Annotated in this window: 14 protein-coding genes; 2 read left to right on the forward strand and 12 right to left on the reverse strand. The window is 47.1% G+C overall.

Annotation, left to right across the window (positions count from 1 at the left end):
- Window positions 1–45: 45 nt before the first annotated feature.
- The 10 genes from ACFQ0C_RS22345 to ACFQ0C_RS22390 form a co-directional block, all read right to left on the reverse strand.
- Entirely contained in the window at window positions 46–1548 is a 1503-nt protein-coding gene (locus ACFQ0C_RS22345) for an extracellular solute-binding protein (RefSeq protein WP_379369717.1), read from the reverse strand.
- A 57-nt stretch (window positions 1549–1605) separates the two neighbouring features.
- Window positions 1606–2484 carry a carbohydrate ABC transporter permease gene (locus tag ACFQ0C_RS22350; RefSeq protein WP_379369719.1) on the reverse strand — a complete coding sequence of 293 codons (879 nt, stop codon included), beginning with the start codon at window positions 2482–2484 and terminating at the stop codon, window positions 1606–1608.
- 21 nt (window positions 2485–2505) lie between these two features.
- Complete coding sequence (locus tag ACFQ0C_RS22355; RefSeq protein ID WP_379369784.1) at window positions 2506–3363, reverse strand: ABC transporter permease; 858 nt, start codon at window positions 3361–3363, stop codon at window positions 2506–2508.
- Window positions 3364–3462: 99 nt separating this feature from the next.
- Window positions 3463–4791 carry a Gfo/Idh/MocA family protein gene (locus ACFQ0C_RS22360; RefSeq protein ID WP_379369721.1) on the reverse strand — a complete coding sequence of 443 codons (1329 nt, stop codon included), beginning with the start codon at window positions 4789–4791 and terminating at the stop codon, window positions 3463–3465.
- A gap of 312 nt (window positions 4792–5103) precedes the next feature.
- On the reverse strand, window positions 5104–6387 hold the full coding sequence (locus tag ACFQ0C_RS22365) for a WD40/YVTN/BNR-like repeat-containing protein (protein ID WP_379369723.1): 1284 nt from the start codon (window positions 6385–6387) through the stop codon (window positions 5104–5106).
- Window positions 6388–6545: 158 nt separating this feature from the next.
- Window positions 6546–6848: a YciI family protein gene (locus ACFQ0C_RS22370; RefSeq protein ID WP_379369725.1), complete on the reverse strand. Its 303-nt coding sequence runs from the start codon at window positions 6846–6848 to the stop codon at window positions 6546–6548.
- A gap of 1190 nt (window positions 6849–8038) precedes the next feature.
- Window positions 8039–16135 carry an S-layer homology domain-containing protein gene (locus ACFQ0C_RS22375; protein ID WP_379369727.1) on the reverse strand — a complete coding sequence of 2699 codons (8097 nt, stop codon included), beginning with the start codon at window positions 16133–16135 and terminating at the stop codon, window positions 8039–8041.
- A gap of 347 nt (window positions 16136–16482) precedes the next feature.
- A complete protein-coding gene (locus ACFQ0C_RS22380; RefSeq protein WP_379369729.1) occupies window positions 16483–17049 on the reverse strand; it encodes a pyridoxamine 5'-phosphate oxidase family protein in 567 nt (188 codons plus the stop codon).
- Between the two features lie 56 nt (window positions 17050–17105).
- Entirely contained in the window at window positions 17106–18035 is a 930-nt protein-coding gene (locus tag ACFQ0C_RS22385; protein WP_379369731.1) for an alpha/beta hydrolase, read from the reverse strand.
- 63 nt (window positions 18036–18098) lie between these two features.
- Window positions 18099–19070 carry an LLM class flavin-dependent oxidoreductase gene (locus ACFQ0C_RS22390; protein ID WP_379369733.1) on the reverse strand — a complete coding sequence of 324 codons (972 nt, stop codon included), beginning with the start codon at window positions 19068–19070 and terminating at the stop codon, window positions 18099–18101.
- A gap of 260 nt (window positions 19071–19330) precedes the next feature.
- Between ACFQ0C_RS22390 and cysK the strand changes: the two genes are divergently transcribed.
- The gene (gene cysK / locus ACFQ0C_RS22395) at window positions 19331–20275 is read left to right on the forward strand and encodes a cysteine synthase A (protein WP_379369786.1); all 945 of its coding nucleotides are present in this window, start codon (window positions 19331–19333) and stop codon (window positions 20273–20275) included.
- 178 nt (window positions 20276–20453) lie between these two features.
- Here the strand turns inward: cysK and ACFQ0C_RS22400 are convergent, their stop codons facing one another.
- Both ACFQ0C_RS22400 and ACFQ0C_RS22405 read right to left on the reverse strand, forming a co-directional pair.
- Entirely contained in the window at window positions 20454–21089 is a 636-nt protein-coding gene (locus tag ACFQ0C_RS22400; RefSeq protein WP_379369735.1) for a pentapeptide repeat-containing protein, read from the reverse strand.
- A gap of 60 nt (window positions 21090–21149) precedes the next feature.
- Entirely contained in the window at window positions 21150–21488 is a 339-nt protein-coding gene (locus tag ACFQ0C_RS22405; RefSeq protein ID WP_258216185.1) for a YlbF/YmcA family competence regulator, read from the reverse strand.
- Between the two features lie 175 nt (window positions 21489–21663).
- Here ACFQ0C_RS22405 and ACFQ0C_RS22410 point away from each other — a divergent pair, with 175 nt between their 5' ends.
- Window positions 21664–23031, forward strand: coding sequence for a YheC/YheD family endospore coat-associated protein (locus ACFQ0C_RS22410; protein WP_379369738.1), 1368 nt, complete (start codon window positions 21664–21666; stop codon window positions 23029–23031).
- Window positions 23032–23036: the final 5 nt, after the last annotated feature.

A 23036-nucleotide genomic window follows, 5' to 3' on the forward strand; every position in this document is an offset into this window, starting at 1 on the left:
TTGAAAGAAAAGTGAAGGGGAACCCGCTGCGGCCCCCCTTTACCATTACTTTTTCATCGTTTTCTCATAATCGCTCTTATATTCACTGATCACTTGGTCGCCGCCATTTTTCTGCCAATTCGCCACCGCCTGCTCAAAGCCCTTCTCATCGAGTTCACCTATAATGAATTTAGTTCTGGCATCGGTAATCACCTGATCAAGCTGCTTTCCTTTTTCCATGTACGTTTTGGAGAGGAGAGGCAGAGCCGGATTTGGAACGGCATATTTCTCGTTTTCCTGAATCAGCTTATTGAATTTGGCTACGCTTGGATCGACATTGCCTGCAATAGCCTTGCTGCCATCAAATACCATTAACTGGAATAACGTGTTGTACACCTCATCTGTGAAAACCTTCTCGTCGATACGGACAGCTTTACCATTTTCTACCTTATAGTGTTTGCCTTCAATTCCCCAAGTCATCAAATTTTGTACTTTTTCATCGCCAAGCTTGTCGATAAAGGTTAATACCTGCTTGAGCTCAGCCTCTGTTTTTACACTCGTTTTGGGAATCATGAACACACTATTATAGCCGGTGCCCCCTTGTACCTTGATGCCGTTAGGACCGCTTACGTTCGGGATGGTGTCCAGCTTCGCGTTCGGGTTCGATTTGAATAAATCGGTAAATCTCGCATTCAAATCATCATAAGCCCCGATGTAGACACCTGCTTTACCTTGATTCAGCAGTACCGTACGGTCTTTAACTACAGGGAAATCACTGTTGAATACTTTATCTGCATACATTTGCTTAAGCAGCTTAAGAGTATCCACGTAAGGCTTGGTCATGAAATCCGGCGTCATGCGGCCGTCTTTATACTCCCAAGTGTTAGGTGCCCCCAAAATGGACAGAAAGTGATAAAATTGTGCGCTGTTGGCGTCAAATGCAATGCCGAATGTATCGTTCTTTCCATTCTTGTCCGGATCATTATAAGTGAATGCTTTGAACACATTCAATAATTCCTCTATCGTTTTGGGCTCCTGAAGACCCAGGTTATCCAGCCAATCCTTACGGATAATTAGACCGTTACGTGCAATCGCTCTCCACCGGAATATACCGTAAACTTTGCCGTCAATGGAAATGTTATTCAATCGGGCTGCATCCAGCGTTTTCAAGTTCGGGTAATCCTTCAGATAAGGCCCTACCTCCCAGAATAAGCCAGCCCGCGCCGCCTCGATGATAGCCGGATTGCGATCGTCCTTGACCAGCAGCACCTTCGGCAAATCTCCTGCCACAGCAATGGAAGCCGTAACCTTCTCACTGTAGCTAGCGCTTGGCACCCAAGTCACGTTCAGCTTAGTGTTGGTATATTCCTGCAGCAGCTTCATCGGCTCACTGTCCATTTTGGGCGGCTCAGCAGTCAAATACTGGTTCATCATCGTAATTTCGATCGGACCGGCTGGAGCGGCGCCACTTGGTTTCTTTTCTCCTTCATTTGCACATGCCGAAGTGATGACGAGTGATAAGGCTCCTGCGGTAAGCAGACCCTTTTTGAATAAACGTTTTGTATCCATTTATATGCCTCCTGATATCATTGTATATTAGTAATTCGTTCAAAGAATCGATTCCGCCTAACCTTTGACAGAGCCGAGCAATACTCCTTTGGCAAAATGCTTTTGCAAAAACGGATACACAAGCAAAATCGGCACCGTCGAGACTACGATAACCGCCATCTTGATCACTTCGCCGGGAGGTGCAACATAGTCGCTGCCCATTTGCTGGGAATCCCCAATTCCCCCTTGGGATAAAATGACAATTTGGCGAAGCCATACTTGAATGGGCCATTTTGTATTATCGTTGATGTACAGAATAGCACTAAAAAATGTATTCCAGTGCCCGACTGAATAAAATAAGGCAAAGGTAGCCATTGCTGGTAGCGAAAGCGGCAGCACAATTCGGATTAAAATCTGAAAATCATTGCAGCCATCGATTTTGGCCGATTCCTCCAGCCCGTCTGGAAGCTGCTGAAAGAAATTCCTCAGTATAATCAGGTTAAACGCGCTTATAGCACCCGGAATCAGCAGCGACCAATAACTATTTAGCATCCCAAACGATTTGACGACAAGAAATGTCGGAATCATCCCTCCGCTGAACAGCATCGTAAACAGTACGAGCAGCATGATAGGCCGGCGCCCGACAAATTCATTTCTCGCGAGCGGATAAGCCGTCAAAGTTGTGAAAAAAAGATTGATCAATGTCCCTGTAACGGTGATGAAGATCGTCACGCCTAGACTCCACAAAATTGTTTTTGTTGAAAAAATATACCGGTAACCATCCAGAGAGAATTGAGTCGGAAATAAGACAACTCCGCGCTTGACCAACTCTTCTGAAGCTGTAAGCGAGCCTGACAGTACGAATAAAAATGGAACGACTGCAAATAAAGCAACTGCGATCAGGATACCGGCATTAACTATATCAAAAAAGCGTGAACCGAGCGATTGGCGAACCATGGCAACAGCCTCCTTTCCACATTAGTAAACTCCCTGCTCTCCCATCTTCTTGGCCAATTTGTTAGCTGCAAGCACCATGGCCAAGCCTACTAACGACTTAAACAAGCCGACCGCTGTGCTGAAGCTGAATTGTCCTTGTTGTACACCATTGGAGTATACATAAGTATCAAATACCTCTCCTACTTCCCTATTGGTAGAATTGAGCATCAGGAAGATTTGTTCGAAGCCGGTATCGAGAAAATTGCCGAGACGAAGTATGAATAAGATGACAATAGTGCTGCGAATAGCCGGCAATGTGATATGCCATAGCTGTCTTAAGCGGCTAGCCCCGTCCATCTTGGCAGCTTCATACAGAGTTGGATCCACCCCTGAGAGTGCAGCCAGAAAAATAATCGTTCCCCAACCGGATTCCTTCCATATGACCTCAAGAATGATCATCGGACGGAACCAGTCGTTAGACATCAAGAAATTGATTTTGCCCATTCCGGCATCGACGAGCATATTGGTGATGATGCCCCCCTCTGTTGAGAAGAAGGTATACACCATCCCGACAACGACTACCCACGATACGAAATGCGGAATGTAGATAGCTGTCTGGATCGACCTTTTAAACCATTCCAGCCGAAGCTCATTAAGCATCAACGCAATTACTATCGGGATTGGAAAGAAGAAAGCGATATTATAGATAGCCAGTATAAATGTATTTTTAAACAGCAGCCAGAACACCGGGTCATGGAAAAAACGGTCAAAATGCTTGAAGCCTACCCAAGGGCTGTTCCAAAACCCGCGAAACGGGAGATAATCCTTGAAAGCAATTAAGACCCCCCACATCGGTAAATATTTGAACAAGGCGAAATACAACAAGCCCGGAGTAACCATCACATACAAGTAGCGGCTTTTGACAATCCGGCTCCAGAGGAGGCTTGCCTTACGGCTGTAATTAGTCTGTGCCGCGTTCGTTACCTGAGTTTTCAATCTTCATCCTCCCGTCTTGTTGTTTAACAGTTCATGTGGATTCATACCAAGCACATCTTCAATACGAATCGGGCGGTTCTCCTGGACCGATCTCCAGACGGCTTCACCTGCAGCTACTGAATAAGCGCCATCCATCGATCCTGACAAAATTGGGTACGCCCGCTTCGGATCGGAGCCGAGGAAAATATCCTCCAGCAAGGCCGGATCTCCCCCGCCGTGACCACCTTCCCTATGTACGACATGTATCGTTTCCTTCGATCCGAATAACGGGAAGTAATCGATAGTTTGTTCCGGCACCGGGAACGGTACTCTTCCAGAGGAATGGTATTCCATCGTTTCGATGCGGCCCTTCGTTCCATTAATGGCAAGGCGATAACCTTCGTAAGGAAGCGAGAAATTGACGGAGTAGGACAACAGCGCTCCGCCGTCATATTTGACGTTCGTTGAATAGGTATCTTCGATATTGATTTCCGAATCGAAGATACAGGCATCAGCCCGATAAAGGCTGTACGGTGCTTTAGCATTTGCGTCTGCCGGACCTTCTGTACCGATATGGTCATCTTTCACATGAACTTCCTTGCTTCGGGATGACCAACGCATAAAATAGCTGCAATCCTGTTTGACATCACAGGTTGCACAATAGCGTCCGTCCTCCTTTTTCGGATTCATGGCTCCATCAGTCCCGTAATAGTTGCGCGCTCCATAAGCAAACACTTCTTTCGGCTTCTGGCCAATCCACCAATTCACCAAATCGAAATGATGGGAGCTCTTATGAATGGACAGCCCTCCGGAATGCTCGCGAATACGATTCCACCGTTTAAAGTAGCTGGCTCCATGGTAGGTGTCGATGTACCAATTTAAATCCACAGAGGTCACTCTGCCGACCTTTCCTTCCAGCACCATTTCTTTAATGCGGCTGTGAATCGGAGCGTAACGGTAATTAAATGTAACGGTGACCGTCCCTTTACTCCTTGCTTCCGCCTCCATAATTTTGCGGCAATCATCGCCGGTTGTAGCCATCGGCTTCTCGGACAGCACATCCAGATCATGCTCCAGCGCTTGGATAATGTATCCGGCATGAGTATCGTCCCGTCCGACTACGATTATCACATCCGGCTTTGTCCTTTCAACCATCAAAGCGAATTCGGACGGATTGTATTCAGGTACAGCCGCTAATTCCGGGTATTTGATTTTGCAAACCTCAAACCGTCTGGGATCGCTATCCAGCAATCCAACGATGTCAGCTTGATTCGAAAAGGTTTTGAGCATCGGGCCGATAAACATTTTCATGCTTCGATTACTGACCCCGCATATGGCGTATCTTTTTCTCATGCAGCACCTCATTTGTAATAATGAACTTCAGGTCGACCGTTGAACCTGACTCTATTATTTATTACAGCACTAATAACTGGCTACAATCCTCAAAGCGACAATTGAATGGCTGACATGCGAAAAGCGTGCTGCGGCGGGCATTTAGGACCCGATAATCCTAAGCGCTGCTTTTAGTAATCTTTATAGATACAACGTGTAATTGAGCGTGGAAATTGGGAAATTGAGGAGTTAGGGAGTGGGATGGATAAACAAAGAACCTGAGGCTCAGCCCCAGGTTCTTGTTATCAAGTATGTTGTGTCACCTTTGTTTCCTTATGAGCCGAAGGAGTACAGCTTGCTCCATTGCTTGCCGCCATCCGTTGTTTTATACAAAACGGATGGCTTGGAGTACGCATACGTTAGCAGCCAGCCTTGTTTGTCATCCACGAACGATGCAACGGCATCCTGCCCGGGAAGCTTCTGGCTTCCATTCGTCCAGTTCGTTCCCGCGTCAAGCGTCCAGCCAACGGATACCTCACCCGCATCTCCGCATGCGCGGCAATAACCCAGCATGAAAGCAGCTTGTGGAGATAGCGGCAGCAGCTGTCCCGGACTATTGCCTGGACCTTTAGGTACGTTTTCACTGCCGGATTGATACCCGGGAGCCGGTCCGCCCCCTGCCGTAGAATTGGCCACAACAGGGATCCATTTATTCCCGCCGTCCTTACTATGCAGCAACGAATAAGAGGTCTGTGTCATACCTGAATCTCCAATAAGCTGAATCCAAACATCATCTTTGTTTGTCGATCGGATCACAGCCCCATTCAATATGCTCCCGACGGGTTGGCTATACACGGATTGCCACGTTTTCCCCCCGTCCTTTGTATGTTCAATTTGGAACTTATCCCCATTGTTTACTACAGCCCAGCCAACTGAACTGGAATTAAAGTAAGCTTCGCCGGATATTTCAGCAGGAACAGGAAGCTCCTTCCATGTTTTTCCGCCATCCTGCGTAGTTTTATTTCCGCTGAAGCCTTCTTGCTCGGATATAAAATGAATTTCCTTACCTAATGCAGCCGATGGATTAATGACCGTCCAGCTTGCACCTCCGTCAACCGTATGAAGAAGGTTGCTTTTCTTCGGGCTTCCGGCTGGAGAGCCTGCCCCAGGGCCATTCATTTCGCCTTCATAGGCCCAGCCTACTTTCGGCTTATCGCTTAAAAATGAAAACAAAGCAATATTCCCTGTTCCTGAATATTGTTTATCCCAATGCTGCCCCCCATCTGTTGTATGGGAGATAAAGCCATTGCCGCCTGCCCAGCCTTCGGTTGCACTAACGAAAGCAACCGCTGTTGCAGCGGCCTTGGACTTCGTCTGATCAGAATTCGCCGGATTTCCTTGCGAAGGGTCCTGAGGCTTGGAAGAAGGCACAGAGCCTGTTCCATCCGATGGTTTGGCTGCCGGATCCGTCCCCGGTGCCGGTTGGCTGATTGCCGGTGCTGTCGGTTCTGGCTTCACAGCCGCGCCTCCAGCAGCAGGTTTATCGTCACATCCGGCAGTTATCAAGAGAACGATGGTCGAGAGCAGAGCCAGCTGCGTTATTCGTAAGTATCTCATCTCTATTCCTCCCTGTTCTAATGGATTTAGCGATTTAATTTGCTTGCTTGTGTCCGACCTTATAGACGATACTTAAACAAATTAAGTTACAACTATTTTAGACAAAATAAAGAAGGCTGAATCAGTTCAGCCTCCACATTCATTATTTTTTATATGGTTTAGTCGCGACCTTGCAGCTTCAATACTTTGTATGGATGCAGCTCCGCATCAACCACATCAGCGATAACAACAGGATCATTATCAAAAATACGGCGCGCTTCTTCCTCTGAATCCGCTTTAAAAACAACCATGCCATATGCGCCGTCCGTACATGCCCCCGACATTATGAGAATGCCTTCAGCCTGCAGCCCGTTACAATAATCGAAGTGAGCGCCCATCGCTGTCATTTCTACAAGCGTTAACGTTTGCAGGAAATCCTTACGCCTCGGTTTAAAAATATAAACAAATTCCAACTGTTCCATTGATCCTTATCTCCTTTTGCTAACGCTTCTTTAACGAAAATACTTATAATAGTCATTCACATAGTAATTGAACTTTTGACGATGTGTCAAGCCATTGAGCCAGTAAGACAAGCCATCATCCTATGGATTCGGCTTTTCCTCCAAAATAAACGAGCAGGCATTCTAGCGGGAAAAACTCCTGCTAATTCTAGGCCGCGCGACCCATTCGTCATAAACAACTGGAAAAACTCCTGTTAATTCCATAATTTAGGTCATTTCCCCCTAATGATGGCTATTATAGCTGGAGCTTTTCCCGTTAAGTTCCTTATCCAGGACGTAACGGGAGAAATAGCTCCTTAAATTCCAGTTAAGTTTCTTACCTAGGACGTAACGGGTGATAGCTCCTTAAATTCCAGTTAAGTTCCTTAACCAGGACTTAACGGATGATAGCTCCTCAAATTCCAGTTAAACCATCCGCCGCTAGAGACCTAACCAGCTATCGCCCCTCCACCCCACATCCATACAGGCGACTAATTGTTCCCATAAAGAATTGGTCAAGCATTAGCGGAAGGAAACTTCCTCTATGACATGGAAAGCACAAAAAACAGAGAGATAGCGGAAGACTTATTTCCGTTATATCTCTGTTTTGTACATCATACTCATCATTCGGCCCAAATAGCGGAATTCTGACTTCCGTTATCGTCTTAAATTAGAGACGATAGATTAAATAACGGAATTTCCAGTTCCGTTCAGGACCTTCAGAGCGTATAGCTGCTTCCCCGCTATCCGAATATGATAAAGAAACTTACCTGATTGAATACGTAAAAAATCGTAGATGTTAAGAATTTAGAAAAGGTACCCCTGTAAAAAATTAAACTTTGTAAAATATGAATGAAAAACGGCCGAGGCGTCCTCGTGGGAATGAGCGCGTTTGGCAAGATTGAGCGAAGAAAAGTACAAAAATATATGCGGCTATCTCAAAAGTCATTTTGGAATTTTCATTCCCTATTTTAATCCTTAACCCGATTAATACACGAAAACAAACATCCCATTCCACTTTCATAGCGGTTTGGGATGTTTGTTTACTATGTTTTTAGGACTGAATCATCGGTATTACATTACCCTTTGGGACAGCCCCTTTCGTTTAACCATCAATGGCTTCCAGCTAAACCGGATGCTGCTCCTGTTAATAACGGGGAGCTTCGCGTATCCTACCAGCGGAACGATTGGCAGCCTTTCACCTTAAGGGCAGCTTCAGCCCTTACGGAAATGTTTCCGCCATTGCCTCCATAATCTTTGTTTTTGAACATATCCCGCGTGGATGTGCCAGGCTTTTTCTTCCATGCTGCTTTACTTTTATCCAGCAGGTCTACCTTGGCCGGTCCCAGCTCCGCTTTAAGAATGCCGCCAGCTTCCGGACATCCTCCGTCCCAGCTATTGCTCGCTTTGACCCCGAATGTCAGTGATGCAGGGCCATGTGCTAACTTACCGGTCAGCTCTGCGCTAATTCCATCTTTAGAAAGATCTTCAAATGGGCTGATTTCCAATCCGCCCCCTACACCGAATCCGGCCTCAAGGCAGGAGGAGAAGCCTTCATCCGTTACACAAACCTTGCCGCCGCCGCCAATTCCTTCGTAAGCGGAAGCTCCAACGCAGAACATACCGCATGGATCGCGAAGCAGAACCGGGTTGTTGTTAACATAGGCATACAGATTCGCTTGACCACTCTCGAAGAGCACCGGATCGCGCGCCGTCCATCTTCCTGAGGCAGAATCGTAATCTCTCGCCCCGAAACGGACTAACCCAGTTGCCCTGTCCTCCAAGCCTCCTGCGAACCCGATAAGAAGTTCAAAGGCCGGGTTGGAGTCGGAAAGCAGCACCCCATAGCTGTCATAACGCAGCTTCTTCACTTCGGCGCCTGCCGCGTTGAGCACCAGCTCAGGCGTACCGACATTGTCCGTAATGACATAATAACGTTGTCCGCCTCGTTCAAAGCCAATCAGTAAGGAATCTTCATTATAGTAGTAATTGGTTACCTCACCATTCGTGCCGACCGAAGCGGTAAGCATCTGCAACGAATGAGGATGGCCGTATAAATATTGGATTGTTTTTCCTGTTCCATCATCCCTTGCCGTTCTCCGGCCTAGAGCATCGTACGTGTACGTATACGTCGAGCCGCTCACCGTAGCCTCTAGCAGCTCTCCCCTCACACCGTAACGGAATCTGTCGCTGCCGCGCTGCTTCAAGAAGCCGTCCGCATCAAACACATAGGCTGTTACCCCTGCCTGTTTAAGCAGGTCATTAGCATCATACAGACTCAGCTCCTCAGGCTTGCCCGTTATAGAGCGGCTGGTGCGGTTTTTATTGACATCATAGCTGTAGGTTTCTGTGAATCCCCCGCCAGCCCTCGCAGATGAGAGCAATTGGCCGTCCCGATCGTATTCATAATGGATAAGATCTGCTGCCCCGCCAGCCATTGAAACCGTGCGATCTGTAACAAAACCTCTACTGTCATAGTCATACTCCGCGCCATATACAGACCGGCCATTCAATAGGTACTTCCGCTGCTGCAGCCGGCCAAGATCATCATAGGTGTTTTCCATGCTGAGCGCTCCGTCGCTGACAGTTGCTGCCCGACCTCCAGGACCGCTAAGTGTGAAATTAAAAGGACCAAACCGGGTCATTTGGTTATCCTTATTCCAGCCAATAGCGGTATCATAGACTACATTCGTCACGTTTCCGTATACTTGCTGTGTAACCGACATATGAATATTCGTCAGGTTGGAAAGATTGTCGTACGTATAGTCAAACGTACCGGCTGCCTTTCCTTTATAAGCGATCTTTTTAACATCCGATCCGCTGTACGTATATTCAATCGTTTGCTTTAAAGCGGCATTGCCGGTTTGCTCGCTCACAATACTGCTTACACGGTCCGTTGCATCCGAATAGGTGAAGCTTCGTTTTACATCGGGATCATTCATAGCAGTGATTCGTTTACCACCGCTGGACTCATAGCCATAATCGACATTTCTTCCACTTGGTAGCGAAGCTTTGTTAAGCCGTTCTCCGTTGTCATAATTCAATGTAACCCAAGGAGAAACGCCATCTGGCGCAAAGCTTTTAAATTGCCCCAGCTCATTAAATTGCTGATTGTATTTCATACCGTTCGGCATCGTTAAGCCGGTCAATTGATCGTTACTGTCATAGTTGTAGCTGTATACTTGGCCATTCGGGCTTTTCACAGAAGTGAGCTGATCAGCATCATTGTAAGTAAATTCCTTTTTACTGCCGAATGCATCGGTCATAGAAACGAGCCGGTTACGGTCATCATAAGCATATTGAACCAATTGCTCACCCTGCTTAACTAGCCTCAATCGTCCCTTCGCGTCATATTCGTATTGGACAGGCTGAAGATTTTGGCCGGGATATTCTTCTCTGAACACCCGATCGGCAGCATCCAAATAGGTTTTGACCACTTTACCTTCCGCACTCGTCTCCGTATAGGTTTTAGTTGCCGAATCGAAGGTGACGGTTGAAGTATTGCCGTTTACCTTATACGTGTGCGTCAAAGTTTTGAGGCTGCTATCTTGATTTAACTGGAACGTGCGCGTTTCCGTGACAGTTGTAGTGCGCCCGTCCGGAGTATTAATCTTCAATTCCACCAACATAGGAACATTTTTACCGTACCGCGGATCTTCTCCTATCGTTTTCGTTGTCACTGTCCCGTCCGGCAGCTCCACCTGCTGGCTCCCGTCAAAGCGGAGCGTTGACTTAATCTTTGCGCCTGCAGGGTCTGTTGTGGTGCGAATAATATTTCCGCTGGATTGTTTCACTTCATATACGGTCTTCTTATTCTCTGGGTCTGTAAAGACAACCTGGTAACCATTCTGGATTTTGGTGCGGGCAAGTGTTTTGACGCCTTCAGCAGCATTTTTCGCCTGAATGAGCATTCCTTCGCTGTCATATTCGTATTCGCTCATTTGCTGTTTAGGATCGGTAAACTGGGTCAGCAGCCCGCTTGCATCATAACTCATCTTGTAGCTGTCCCCGGATAGAAGCGTTACATTTTTTAGCTGTCCGGATCCGTCAACTGCAAGTGATGTCCGCTGCCCGCCAGGTGCGACAATCGCCGTCGGCAGCCCTTGAGCATCCCGCTCAATAATCGTTTTGTTCCCGTCCCGATCCTCGATCGATTGCAGGCGTCCCTCTGTATCATATCCGAAGCTCTCCACCACGGTGCCTGTCAATGAATGAAGGGTATCCGTATGACGGCCAGTATCTGCATCGAATTGATATAAAAATACTCCATCATCGCTTGGAACCGTGGTTCTATCGCCAAATAGCGTTGCTTTGTAGAAGCGGTACTCACCATATTTGGCCCCATCCCGCGAGCTTACGATTAAATTCCCCTTTGAATCCACATTCGAGAGATACAAATCGGTCGTCTTGTATTCTTCTTTAACCTTCTTAAGGGTGTATGGATTAACCTGCTCCACAATCCCATTGAACGAAATCTTGTAGAAATCTCCTGTAGGTCCCCCAAATTGATAATAGGTTTGGAAATATATATTGCCAAGTCCATCTATTTCGAAGTTTGTCGTATAGAAGCTCGATTCAAGCGCTAGTTGGCCATTTGCAATTGCCGACTTCGTAGGAGGACCTGCATAAAGCTTCATCGTGCCGTCCGGATAAATGCGACGAATCCAGGCCCTAGCCCCATAAAAATAACCGTAGGTGTCAAGTACATATAAGCTTCCGTCAGGACCGATTTGCATTTTTTCTATAGAACCGATTGTCTGTTTGTTAGCAATTCCGTTATCAGCTCCACTCCCAGGGTGGTTCACCTTAAACTCGTTCATGGCAACAACTCGCCCGTCGCTTCCGACTTTATACAAATCCTCTGAAATCCCTATAAAATATAGATTCCCGTTAGCATCTCCCTTTATATCTGTTACATAATAAATTTCAGCTTCAGTTGCCTTGATTCCATCAGGAATTAAGGCACTCGGTTGTCCTTTGATCCCATTACCTACAACCACAGTCCACTCCGTTTCCGAAATCTTCTTTCTAAATAGTTTATATTGATTACTAAAGAAGACATATACGCTCCCATCTAAGCCTATAGCTAGCCGATTCAGTTCATAATCCATAGGAAAGCTTCCGACTTTATTCAGTTTATTAGTAGGGTCCAGCCTCAAAATCAGAAGCTCTTGGGTTGTATAATTGGATGCCGCATAATACAGTTCACCACCCGCCCCTGTTGCAGTATAGCTTGAGAAAACTCTAGATTGAAGGTGGTTATCCCGTTCATAATTGCCTGGTATACTAGGATCACCGCGCAGATTCAAAGACTTAAGAGGATACGTATTTTTCTGCGATCGGGAGCCATTCCCCATGTACAAGGTATCACTGTCCTTATTAAAAAAATGATGCGTATTCAGGCTCCATCCGGCAATACCCATCGTTTCATACGGATTCGAAGGGCTCGAAATATGTCCGTCCCATACTTTGGAGGAAGTGATATAAGTCGTTTGCCGGCCTCCGCCAATGACGGTGTTGCTGCCTTTCCCTATTCTTCCGAAGCTTTGATAAAAATCTCCATCTGATTCGTAATAGACAGGTGTGTAATGGTAAATCACTGTAACTCGATACGGATATTCACCGCCAGCCAGCATACGCCCATAAACGTCTTTACCATCCCAAAGGTACGTATGCGTTTGGTTCGGGGCCGAATTGAATACTGTGCTGATAGACTTGCCCGCAATCTCAATTTTCACTGTAATGAATTTTAAAGACGAAGGCGTTGTTGCATCGCTTACAGGAATAGTGATCTTCGATTTCTTCACATACCCTGGAGTGCGCTCACTATCATGGTAAAGTGAATATGAGGTTCCTGAAATCGGGATGATCTCACCTAAGCTCTGATTTTCACATCCGATAATGGAACCCTTTTGCTTGCAGGGGTCCTCGTTATCGGTATCGTCTTCGTTAGGCTTCCTGTTCGGAGGATCGGTAGCATCGTCAGGTGGACCGTAAGGCCAGTTGCAATCCCATGGTGTGAAATGCGCAACCGGTGAACGCCACAAGCTATGTCCCGGCTGATACATCCCGGCTAATTTCTTGCGTTCATCCACGGTAAGACCTAGAGCATTCAGCTTGGTATCATCATCCGCCACACCATCACCATCTGTATCAATGGTGGCAATTCCTCCCTGATTGCTGATGATAGCAATAACTTTTCCGTTATCGGATGGAACCCACTGACCCATTTTGCGATCGTAATACCCAACTGGAACGGTCTCACCGACCGGGAAATTCAAATAATTATCCACATAATAATATAAGGGCTTATTAAAAGTAACCTCTGTCGCTCCCGCCTCGATAGCTTCATCCGCTGATAGCTCCACAGCATGGGTATAACCGACGAATGTCGGCAAATCGCCCGGCATGGACTGCTGCCCCTTCTCGCCAACGGTATACTCGGTCGCACGGAAATGAATCTCATTAAGCGGCACCGTCGTGCCATCTGCAAGCTTCATCGTTGCTGTAGTGCCTTGAGGCACTAGGATGGTCGGTGTACGTGTTCCGTCTGCATCGACAACGGCGCTGCCCTGTGCAGCCTGCATCTCCTGGGCATTCATAAGGTTAATCGCCGTCACCTTCGTATCGTAAAGCTTCAATACTACATCTTCCATTGTAGTGTAGTCGCCCCATGTGACGGTATGCTTGCGCTGTACACTCATGTAACCGTCTTTACTTGACACTACGGTCAAGCTGCCAATACCGGTTACTGCCATATCGAACATCCCGTCCGTACGGGTCAGCGTCTGCCCCCACTCGCTATGATTCAAAATAGTAATCTTGACTCCAGACAGCGGATTCCCTGCTTCATCAAGCACTTTCCCCCGAAGCACTGCGGCCCGCTGCGGTTCGATAGCATTCGGTGCAACACCGGTCTGAACCGGATTGCTGCCCTTGTAAAGGAACTCGGTCATGGACGAAAAAGAGGGCTGGCTCGCCAATGATACCGGAGTTGCTACCTGACTCGGATCGGGCGGCAGATTGCCTGTGCCTTGATTTGCAGGCACAACTGAGACCGCAGCCGTTTTCTGCGATTCATTGCCATTTGTATCATAGGCAGTGATTGCCAGATGATACGTGGTTCCGTTCGTCAGCCCAGCCACTGTATAGCTCGTAGCATTACCTACTTGAATAGCAGGATTCCAATGCGCTCCTCCGTCTGAAGACACATACACCTTGTAACCGGCCAGATCGTTTTCATTGTTTGCCGTCCAGCTCAATGCTGCCGCACTGTCACCCGGTGTCGCCGTTAGCCCGCTTGGAACCGCTGGCGGTGTCCGATCAGGCGTCTCGCTGCTGCGCGGTACAGCAGTGACCGCAGCCGTTTTCTGCGATTCATTGCCAGTGGCATCATAGGCAGTGATTGCCAAATGATACGTGGTTCCGTTCGTCAGTCCGGCCACTGTGAAGCTCGTTACGTTTCCCGCGTTAACAGCGGGATTCCAATGGGCTCCTCCGTCTGAAGACACATACACTTTGTAGCCAGCCAAATCTTGCTCATTGTTCGCCGTCCACGTCAGTGCAGCCTTTCCATCACCCGCCACACTCGTTAATCCGGCTGGAATGGCAGGCGGTGTCCGATCAGGCGGCGGGTTCTCACCTGATTCAGGTGTAACGTTTACAGCAGCAGACTTCTGCGATTCATTGCCGTTAGAATCATAAGCTGTCACGGCTATTTTATAGGTTGTGCCGTTAGTCAATCCATCCACCGTATACCCTGTTGCCTTACCTGCATCCGTGCCCAGGCTCCAATTAGCCCCTCCGTCTGCAGAGACATATACCTTATAACCGGCCAAATCGCTTTCGCCATTAGCTGTCCATACTAACACTGCCTTCCCGTTCCCGGCAGTACCAATTAATCCTGCCGGCACTGCAGGCGGAGTGATGTCAGCAGGCGGTGTATTTCCGCTGTTGCTACTGCGTCTCCCGCCTCCACCAACAGGCACTGCAGCACCTACAATGGAATGGGAGCCTGTTTCCAATGACTCACCAGCGGCAGGAGACTTAAACGTCTCCGGTGCATCAAACTTGCTGCAATTGCAGCCGGGGAGCTCTGTCAGTTCGGAGTCAAGCAAAACCACATCCTTCAGCAGATGCTCATTGCGGAATACGGTTTCCGCATTCGTTCCCAATCCCTTCAGTTCTGAGACTTCAAGGTAGGAAAGCCGGTAAGTACGGTCCGGCAGGACATAAGCTTTGTATGAACCGTCCGCTCCTGAAACGGCGTAAAATGTCGGGTTAGTCGTAAAAGACAGAACTACACCTTCAGCCGGCTTATTGTCTTTGTCCACCAATTTGCCTGTAAAAGCCGCTGCTTTCTCAGCGGTAATATGAAGTGATGCCGTGTCACTCTTATATTCCACAGACTGATAAGCGATTACACCGTCACCAACCACATGTATATCGTAAGCACCTAAGGCCAAATCCTTGGTGGAAAATTGTCCTTGTGCATCGGTACGGTCCCAAATGCTGTACGCTCTCTTGCCCTTGATATGTATAAATACAGAAGCGTCTTTGAGCGGGCTGCCATCCGGCGCCGTAACGGAAATGGCTAACGGGTTAGACTTCTGCTCCGCTTTAGCATCGCTCCATCGCTTCCAAACCCGGTGAACCAACACAGCTGCTTCCGCCCGGGTCAGCTTTCTATCCCCATGGAAAGCCCCATCGTTATAACCTTGGATAACACCCGCCTTGTGCAGCGCTGAAACTGCCGGAGAAGCCCATTCGGGAATGAGTCCTTTATCTGTAAAAGACTGATCGTTCGGATCGGCCAGCTTCAGCATGCGGTTCAGCATAACAGCTATTTCGAACCGATTTACGTCGTCATTAGGATGAAAATTTCCATCTGCATAACCTATAATAATTCCGAGGCTTGCGGCCTGGTTCACATCGGGAGCGAACCATTGATCCGAAACGTCGGGGAATATGCTGTTTTTATTGTCCTTGGCATTGCCAGTCAGCCGAGCCAACCATACCGCAGTTTCCGCTCGTGTGACGGCTCTGTCGGGTTGAAATGTCCCGTCCTCGAAGCCTTGAATAATTCCTTCATTCACAAGTCCGTTGATTTCCTGCTCAGCCCATGCAGGCAGCTTATCTGTTAGCTTCAGCCCGCTATTCCCTTTTGAAGCCGCAGGCTGATCAGCCGCGCTCACTGGTGCAACAGCCTGAAGAAGCAAAATAAATATCATGAACTGCAAAAAAACTTTCTTAAAAGAGCGATAGCCCATATTTTAAATCCTCCTTCTTAATCCATGTGACAAATTCGATAAGAATGATACACTTTGTATCTAACCTAATAAAACTCTACCTTCTTTCAGCTAAAGCAGCCCTTTTCCCGAGCCAATTTCCCTCCGTTTCTTTACAGCATTCCCCTCTACTATCTTCCTAGAGAGCAAGAATTTCAGACAGAGCCTATAATCCCTTTTTTCAAAATGACTAAGTAATATATTTAGTGTGAGCAAGTAACAAGTAACTGAAAGTTAACTAACTGTATCTCATTACCCCAATGCCGCTCCTGTAAAAAAGAAAAGACGCACCTCCATATTGGAAGTACGTCCTTGTATAGGTCGAGGATCTAGACTTTTCCCGATGCGGCTTGCCCTAACGTAGTGATAAGTCCGTCCATGCTCGTCGTATTTTTTTCATGCTGATATTGGGCAAGCTCGGACTCTCCTTTTTTCTCAGCCCATTTCTTAAGCGTGTCACGCTCACCTGAATAGGAATAATAAGGAATGCTATAGCCGCAGGAGGTTTTCACTGCATGAAGCTCTGCACATATGATTTGGCGAGTGCCTGGTAGAAGCTCAAATTGTGGCACCCAATGATTCCATTCCTCTGTCCCGGGTAAAATAACGCGCCCCTTACCATACAACCGCAATATCATCGGCGGGCCTTCCAATGCTATGAACATAAAGGTAATTCTTCTGTTCTCCTCAATGTGGGCACTCGTTTCGTTCCCGCTTCCCGTCAAGTCCAAATAAGCGACTTCCGTTGGTGAAAATATCCGAAGCGCATCATACCCTTTTGGCGATATGTTGACATGCCCTTCTTCATGAAGTGGAGCTGTCCCTACAAAAAACATCCTTTGCTTTTGAATAAACTCCCGATGCTCAGGCAGTAGTGCTGTAAACAGTTTCCCCATTTTTCCCCACCCATCCCTTCATCTTAATATTTACTCAATCCGGCTCATTCAGATGCTCAGCTGGTTTTGTCATTTAGCCACAGCACCACGTCCTGCATAACCTCTTCGCGATTTGTTTCGTTCAACATTTCATGTCGGCCGCCAGGATACAGCTTGTAAGAAACCTCCTCCATACCAAGCTTGTTATACATACTTACGAGTTGCATGATGCCTTTGCCCATTCCTCCTACCGGGTCGCGGTCACCTGATAGTATAAGAACCGGCAGATGCTTGGGAATGCGCTCCATATGCTGAAGACGGTGAATATCTACCAGCCCATGAAAAAAATCTCTAAAAAAGCCTGCTGAGAACACTCCCCCGCAAAATGAATCCTGTATATAACGGTCTACCTCTGCTTCATCGCGGCTTAGCCAGTCACTCTCCGTACGATTCGGCTGAAATTTTTTGTTGTAGCTGCCAAAAGATATCGACATCAACAACGAGCTGCGATGATCATCCCCTTTCATAGAGGCTATAAGCTCTGCAAGGACTATCCCTGCTCGTATCGCTTGAGATTGTCTGCCGTTTGTGCCCGACAGCACGACTCCGCTTATTTTTGCAGGGTAACGATACATATATTGCTGCGACAAAAAAGAACCCATGCTGTGGCCGAATAAATAGATGGGCAATCCTGGGTGGCTCTCTGCTATGGTATCCGTCAGTTTGGCCATCGTATTCGTCATCTGGGAGAAGCTGTTCTTCGGTGTCAAACCTACCCGATCAGGCTTCCCTGCCGTCAGACCGTGTCCTATATGATCGTTAGCGTATACTATATAACCCGCATCCGTTAAAACTTTGGCAAACCGTTCATAGCGCTCCGCGTTTTCCGCCATCCCGTGCGAAATCTGTATCGCCGCTCTCGGTGTTCCTGCACCTGCTTTGCTCCAACGATAAACGAAAATCTCTTTTGATTCCGCATCCAAAAAAGTAAAGATTTCTTTATGCAATGAGAACCGCTCCTCACTTTTGCTTCAATCTTATTATCACGATTCCATTCAATAATTCAACTTCTACCGTTCTATAAAACAGGAGCCAAGCAGCTCGTAAGAGCGAAGCCGCTTCTCATAATCAGGAATTACCGAGATGACCAGAAACTCATCCACACCGTATCGAGCGCTCATCTCCTCCAACCGAGCTTTCACCTGTTGCGGAGTACCAGCCACCAGCTTGCGCTGCTGAATAGCTCTCTCTTCTTGCTCTTCTTGCCGCTCCTTCTCTCGCTCCTGCACCGGCTCAGCCTGTCCTTGTGGTCTAAACCATGCTGATGCCTCCGAGGCCAACTGCTTGGCTTCCTCTTGAGTTTCGGCACAAATAACGCCAATGGCTACAATTACGCGAGGCTCCGCTTGAAGCCGTGAAGGCTTAAACTTTTGCCGGTACTCCGTTACTATTTCCAGCCCATCCCTATCGCTCATAAATTGTCCAAACACGTAGCCGGTCCCGAACTGAGCTGCATAAGAAGCACTTTTACTATTTGTTCCAAGCATCCAGACCTCAGGAGGAATAGGCGGGAGAGGACGCGCAATTACCGGTTGGCCTTCTATTTGGTAGTTATGAACCAGCATATCCATTAAAGCCTGCAAGGAATCCGGTAAATAACGAACATTTTCCAGAAAATTGCCGCTCAAAGCCATACTTACGTGTGCAGAGCCGCCCGGAGCACGCCCGATGCCCAGATCGATCCGTCCCGGGCATAAGCTGGCTAGCAGATGAAAGGTCTCGGCTACCTTTATCGGTTTATAATGAGGCAGTAATAAAGCGCCTGTTCCCAGTCGTATCCGTTCTGTACGGGCACCGATATAGGCTAGCAAAACCTCAGGGGATGTGCATGCAAGACCTTCCATATCATGATGCTCGGCAACCCAATACCTGTGATAGCCGTGCTGCTCTGCCATGCGTGCGAGCTGAACAGCCTGTTCCAAAGCGGCTACAGAGCCTGCGTTCTTAAAAACCGGCACAAGATCCAGCACACTTAGCTGCATATCCCGTAACTCCTTTCCTACTGTTATTCATTATTCAGGAAACGTCTGTAGCAAGCAAGCCAATCTATCTAAAGGTGAATTCATAAAATTGTCCTTTTGGCAGAAAAATAAATAAACTGAGGTAAATAATGTAAATATAACATAATGTGCACAGTTTAGATAAGAAGTAATGATTTGTCTCGGGTCAGCCTCTATGGTAGGTTTAAATAAACGACTAAGCTGATAGGATAAATAATAAATAAAGAAGGAGTGTTATAATGATGTCCAAAATTGCCAAAAATCTGACCGAGCTAATCGGCAACACCCCTCTGCTCGAGCTTGCAAACTTCAATCGTATGAATGACCTTGCTGCTACACTCATTGCTAAATTGGAATATCTTAACCCCGCAGGCAGCGTCAAGGACCGCATTGGATATGCCATGATACAGGATGCGGAGGACAAGGGACTTCTGACCAAAGATTCGGTAATCATTGAAGCTACGAGCGGGAATGCAGGCATTGCTCTTGCTTTTGTAGCGGCAGCAAAAGGCTATAAGCTTATCATCGCATTGCCGGATAATTTTAGCTTGGAGCGCAGAAATCTGCTGAACGCACTTGGAGCGGAGCTGGTGCTGACTCCCGGGAATGAGGGAATGCCAGGTGCGATGAGAAAAGCTGAAGAGCTCGCTGCCACGATCCCGAACTCATTCATGCCGCAGCAGTTCGATAATCCCGCTAACCCTCAAATACACCGTCAGACAACGGCAGAGGAAATTTGGCGGGATACCGGCGGTACCGTTGATATCTTCGTCAGCGGTGTAGGGACCGGCGGGACTGTGACCGGTGTCGGAGAAAGATTAAAACAGTTGAAGCCAGACGTACAAATAATCGCTGTGGAACCTTTCGACTCTCCGGTACTTTCAGGAGGGGCCAAAGGACCGCATAAACTCCAAGGTCTTGGCTCAGGCTTTGTTCCGTCTGTATTCAACAGGTCCGTTATTGATGAGATTGTAACAGTAAAAAGCGATGCTGCGTTCAATACGGTTCGAATGCTGGCCAAAGCCGAAGGACTGGTTGCAGGAATCTCATCTGGAGCTGCCCTATCCGCAGCCGTTCAAATTGCTAAACGAGCGGAGAATAAAGGCAAAACTATCGTAGTATTGCTGCCCGACTCAGGTGAACGTTATTTATCGACCTCTCTATTTCAAGACAGTCAGCTGCCGTGACGGTATGTCTTCTTGCAGCATATTGTGTTAGGAAGTTCACAATTGGGGCAAGGGGGAAATGCCTTCTCCATTAACGCTTCTGAAGTGGCAGTTGTCCGAATTCGTCCGGGTCAGCAGTAAATAAAAAACAGGCTGTGGAATCGTCAACTCTATGACGTATCCCCAGCCTATTTTGTTTTCACTCTTTAATGACAAGACCGAAAATATTTGCAAATAAAGAGGCTTGTTCCCGAGAGATGATGCAGCCCCTCAAATCCTCAACCTCCACACCTAATCCTGTAAACCTGCAATCACTTATATCAATACCTTCCAGCTTCGTCCCCGAGAATTGTGCTTGATCGATATTCGAGCTATTCAAGTAAACCTTCTGCAAAGTAGAGTTGTAAAAATCTGCTTTGCATAACGAACAGCCATGGAAATCAACCTGTCTTAGGTTGGCAAAGCGGAAAGTTGCGTAATCACCGAAACAGCTATGAAAGAGCACATTTCTTAAAGTCGCCGCCGTAAAATCTAACCCGACTATTTTACAATTTCTAAATTCCGTCCGATGCAGGGTTGAATCACTGAAGTCCGCATTGGACAAATCGCATTTTTCAAAAATGACATCGGTAAGTTCAAGGTCCTTCAACGATGTTTGTGTAAAAGTTACATTTTGAAAAATGATCTTCTCAAAGGAAACTTTATTTGCATTTTGATTATCCATGCTGCAATCCGCGATTATCCCCATATTGAAATAGTCATTCGATTGCACACCAAATTCCGGAATCTCGATATTGGACAAGCCTGTTGGGATTTTGGGTAATTCTATTTTCAAGTTTTTTTCTTATTGGTCATGAGGGGGGCCTCCCTCTCGAAAGTGAGTTCATCCTACCGATTACGACTTCATTACATCCTGCAGAGGTTCGGAAATGATCCGCTGAACATCCTCCATAATAACGCCCAACCTGCGCTCAGCATCAAATAAACGGCGAAGCGACGGATTTAAATTAATGACTTCATACAGCTTCTCCATCTTTTGCATCTCTTCTTGGGACGGCATTTCTCCGGACATCATTTTTTGCTGCAGCTCCGTTTGGCGTTGACGGAAGTCGTCGAGCATTCTTTTGCTGTCCGCATCACCTTTAATCAGCTCATTAATTTCCTTGATCTCCTTAAGCTCGCTGCTTTCGCGAAGCGCTCTAGCCAATTCATAAGCTTTGTCATACATATTCATGGGTAATTCTCTCCTTTTAAATGATTTAATAGACTATAAAAAATAGACGGATGAGCTAACTTGCTTTTCATGGACGTTTCGCCAGTTTCTTTTCACAAAGGGTAAAACGCCCTCATATGATGAAGTAGTTCACTTGATGATTCATGCAAGTCGGCGCTGGGAAGGAGTTGCAAGAGTGAAAAGAACGAAGGTCAAGATTCAGGTTCAACATGCCGGCATGTACCCTGACGATCGAGTCATTATGCTTAGCGATGCGTTGGTGAAGAAATGGAAAATACCTACAAACACAACGCTTGCACTACGCTTTGGTTCCGCTAAACATGAGGTGAAGGTCGTTCCCATTCAGCAAGCAGGCGCCCTTCGGATCAACGACTCCATAGCAGCCAAATGGGGATTGTCAATCGGCAGTTCACTGTGCCTTCAGTATAAACCAACGAGCCGTGCGCTTCACATCGGGCCGTTAATTGGCGTTATGATCAGTCGTGCATATTCGGGTAAACCGGATAGACCTTTTGGAGCCATAACTACATTTTGCCGAGAACTGGATGAAGCTTGTAAATTGTACGGCGCAGCTGTGTACTACGTTACCCCTGATGATCTTAGCGGGCAAGGCGATACGGTCAAAGGCTGGCATTACGCAGGCAGATGGGTAAAACGAACATTTCCGCTGCCCCATGTCATCTATAACCGGCTGACCTCTCGCAGGCTGGAAAACCGCTCCAATGTTCAGCAATTTCTTCGGCATGCCAAAACACATTATCATTCAGCTCTTTTCAATGAAAAATACTTGAACAAAACTGAAGTTTTCGATGCGCTGCGTAAAGAAAATAGTCTCCAAATTTACCTTCCGGAGTCCTATCTGCTGAAAAATTTGCAGACATTGAAATCGATGTGCACCAAGTATCCCACTGTGTTTTTAAAGCCCATTACAGGAAGCCTCGGAAAAGGGATCATTCGAATTAAACGGCAGGCTGACAACTCATTTACTTGTCATTTTACCAATCTTGGCGGCGTCCGTAAACAGTCTTATGGAAATCTAAGCCAGATGTGTGCAGCCCTATCCGGTAAAATCAAGCAGCAGCGCTATCAGATTCAGCAAGGTCTTACGCTTATTTCTGTCGGAGATCGGCCGGTAGACTTTAGAGCGTTAGTGCAGCGCGATGAGCAGGGACAGTGGAGCATCACTTCCATTGTAGCCCGAATCGCCGGAAGTCATCACTTTGTATCTAATTTAGCCAGAGGAGGCACCTTGTCTACGGTTAAAGAAGCTTTGGCACGTTCCAACTCTACCGCAAGCTCTGGGGGAGCGGTTAAATTACGGCGGGCGGCAATCGCAATTGCCAGAGGCATTGAAACACAAATTCAAGGACATTTTGCCGAATTAGGCGTAGATCTGGCTCTGGATATGCAAGGGCGTGTGTGGCTGATAGAAGTCAATTCCAAACCATCCAAGGATGATAATACTCAGCTAACAGGTGAGAACAAGCTGCGTCCTTCCGTCAAGCAGCTTATTCAATACTCCCGTTACGTAGCCAAATTTTAAATGAT

The organism is Paenibacillus sp. GCM10027630, from assembly GCF_042676305.1.
GTDB lineage: Bacteria > Bacillota > Bacilli > Paenibacillales > NBRC-103111 > Paenibacillus_S.

Coding starts and splice junctions, on each gene's coding strand:
- ACFQ0C_RS22345 (WP_379369717.1), bottom strand. CDS start 1,548: ATGGATACAAAACGTTTATTCAAAAAGGGTCTGCTTACCGCAGGAGCC.
- ACFQ0C_RS22350 (WP_379369719.1), bottom strand. CDS start 2,484: ATGGTTCGCCAATCGCTCGGTTCACGCTTTTTTGATATAGTTAATGCC.
- ACFQ0C_RS22355 (WP_379369784.1), bottom strand. CDS start 3,363: ATGGTTACTCCGGGCTTGTTGTATTTCGCCTTGTTCAAATATTTACCG.
- ACFQ0C_RS22360 (WP_379369721.1), bottom strand. CDS start 4,791: ATGAGAAAAAGATACGCCATATGCGGGGTCAGTAATCGAAGCATGAAA.
- ACFQ0C_RS22365 (WP_379369723.1), bottom strand. CDS start 6,387: ATGAGATACTTACGAATAACGCAGCTGGCTCTGCTCTCGACCATCGTT.
- ACFQ0C_RS22370 (WP_379369725.1), bottom strand. CDS start 6,848: ATGGAACAGTTGGAATTTGTTTATATTTTTAAACCGAGGCGTAAGGAT.
- ACFQ0C_RS22375 (WP_379369727.1), bottom strand. CDS start 16,135: ATGGGCTATCGCTCTTTTAAGAAAGTTTTTTTGCAGTTCATGATATTT.
- ACFQ0C_RS22380 (WP_379369729.1), bottom strand. CDS start 17,049: ATGGGGAAACTGTTTACAGCACTACTGCCTGAGCATCGGGAGTTTATT.
- ACFQ0C_RS22390 (WP_379369733.1), bottom strand. CDS start 19,070: ATGCAGCTAAGTGTGCTGGATCTTGTGCCGGTTTTTAAGAACGCAGGC.
- cysK (WP_379369786.1), top strand. CDS start 19,331: ATGTCCAAAATTGCCAAAAATCTGACCGAGCTAATCGGCAACACCCCT.
- ACFQ0C_RS22405 (WP_258216185.1), bottom strand. CDS start 21,488: ATGAATATGTATGACAAAGCTTATGAATTGGCTAGAGCGCTTCGCGAA.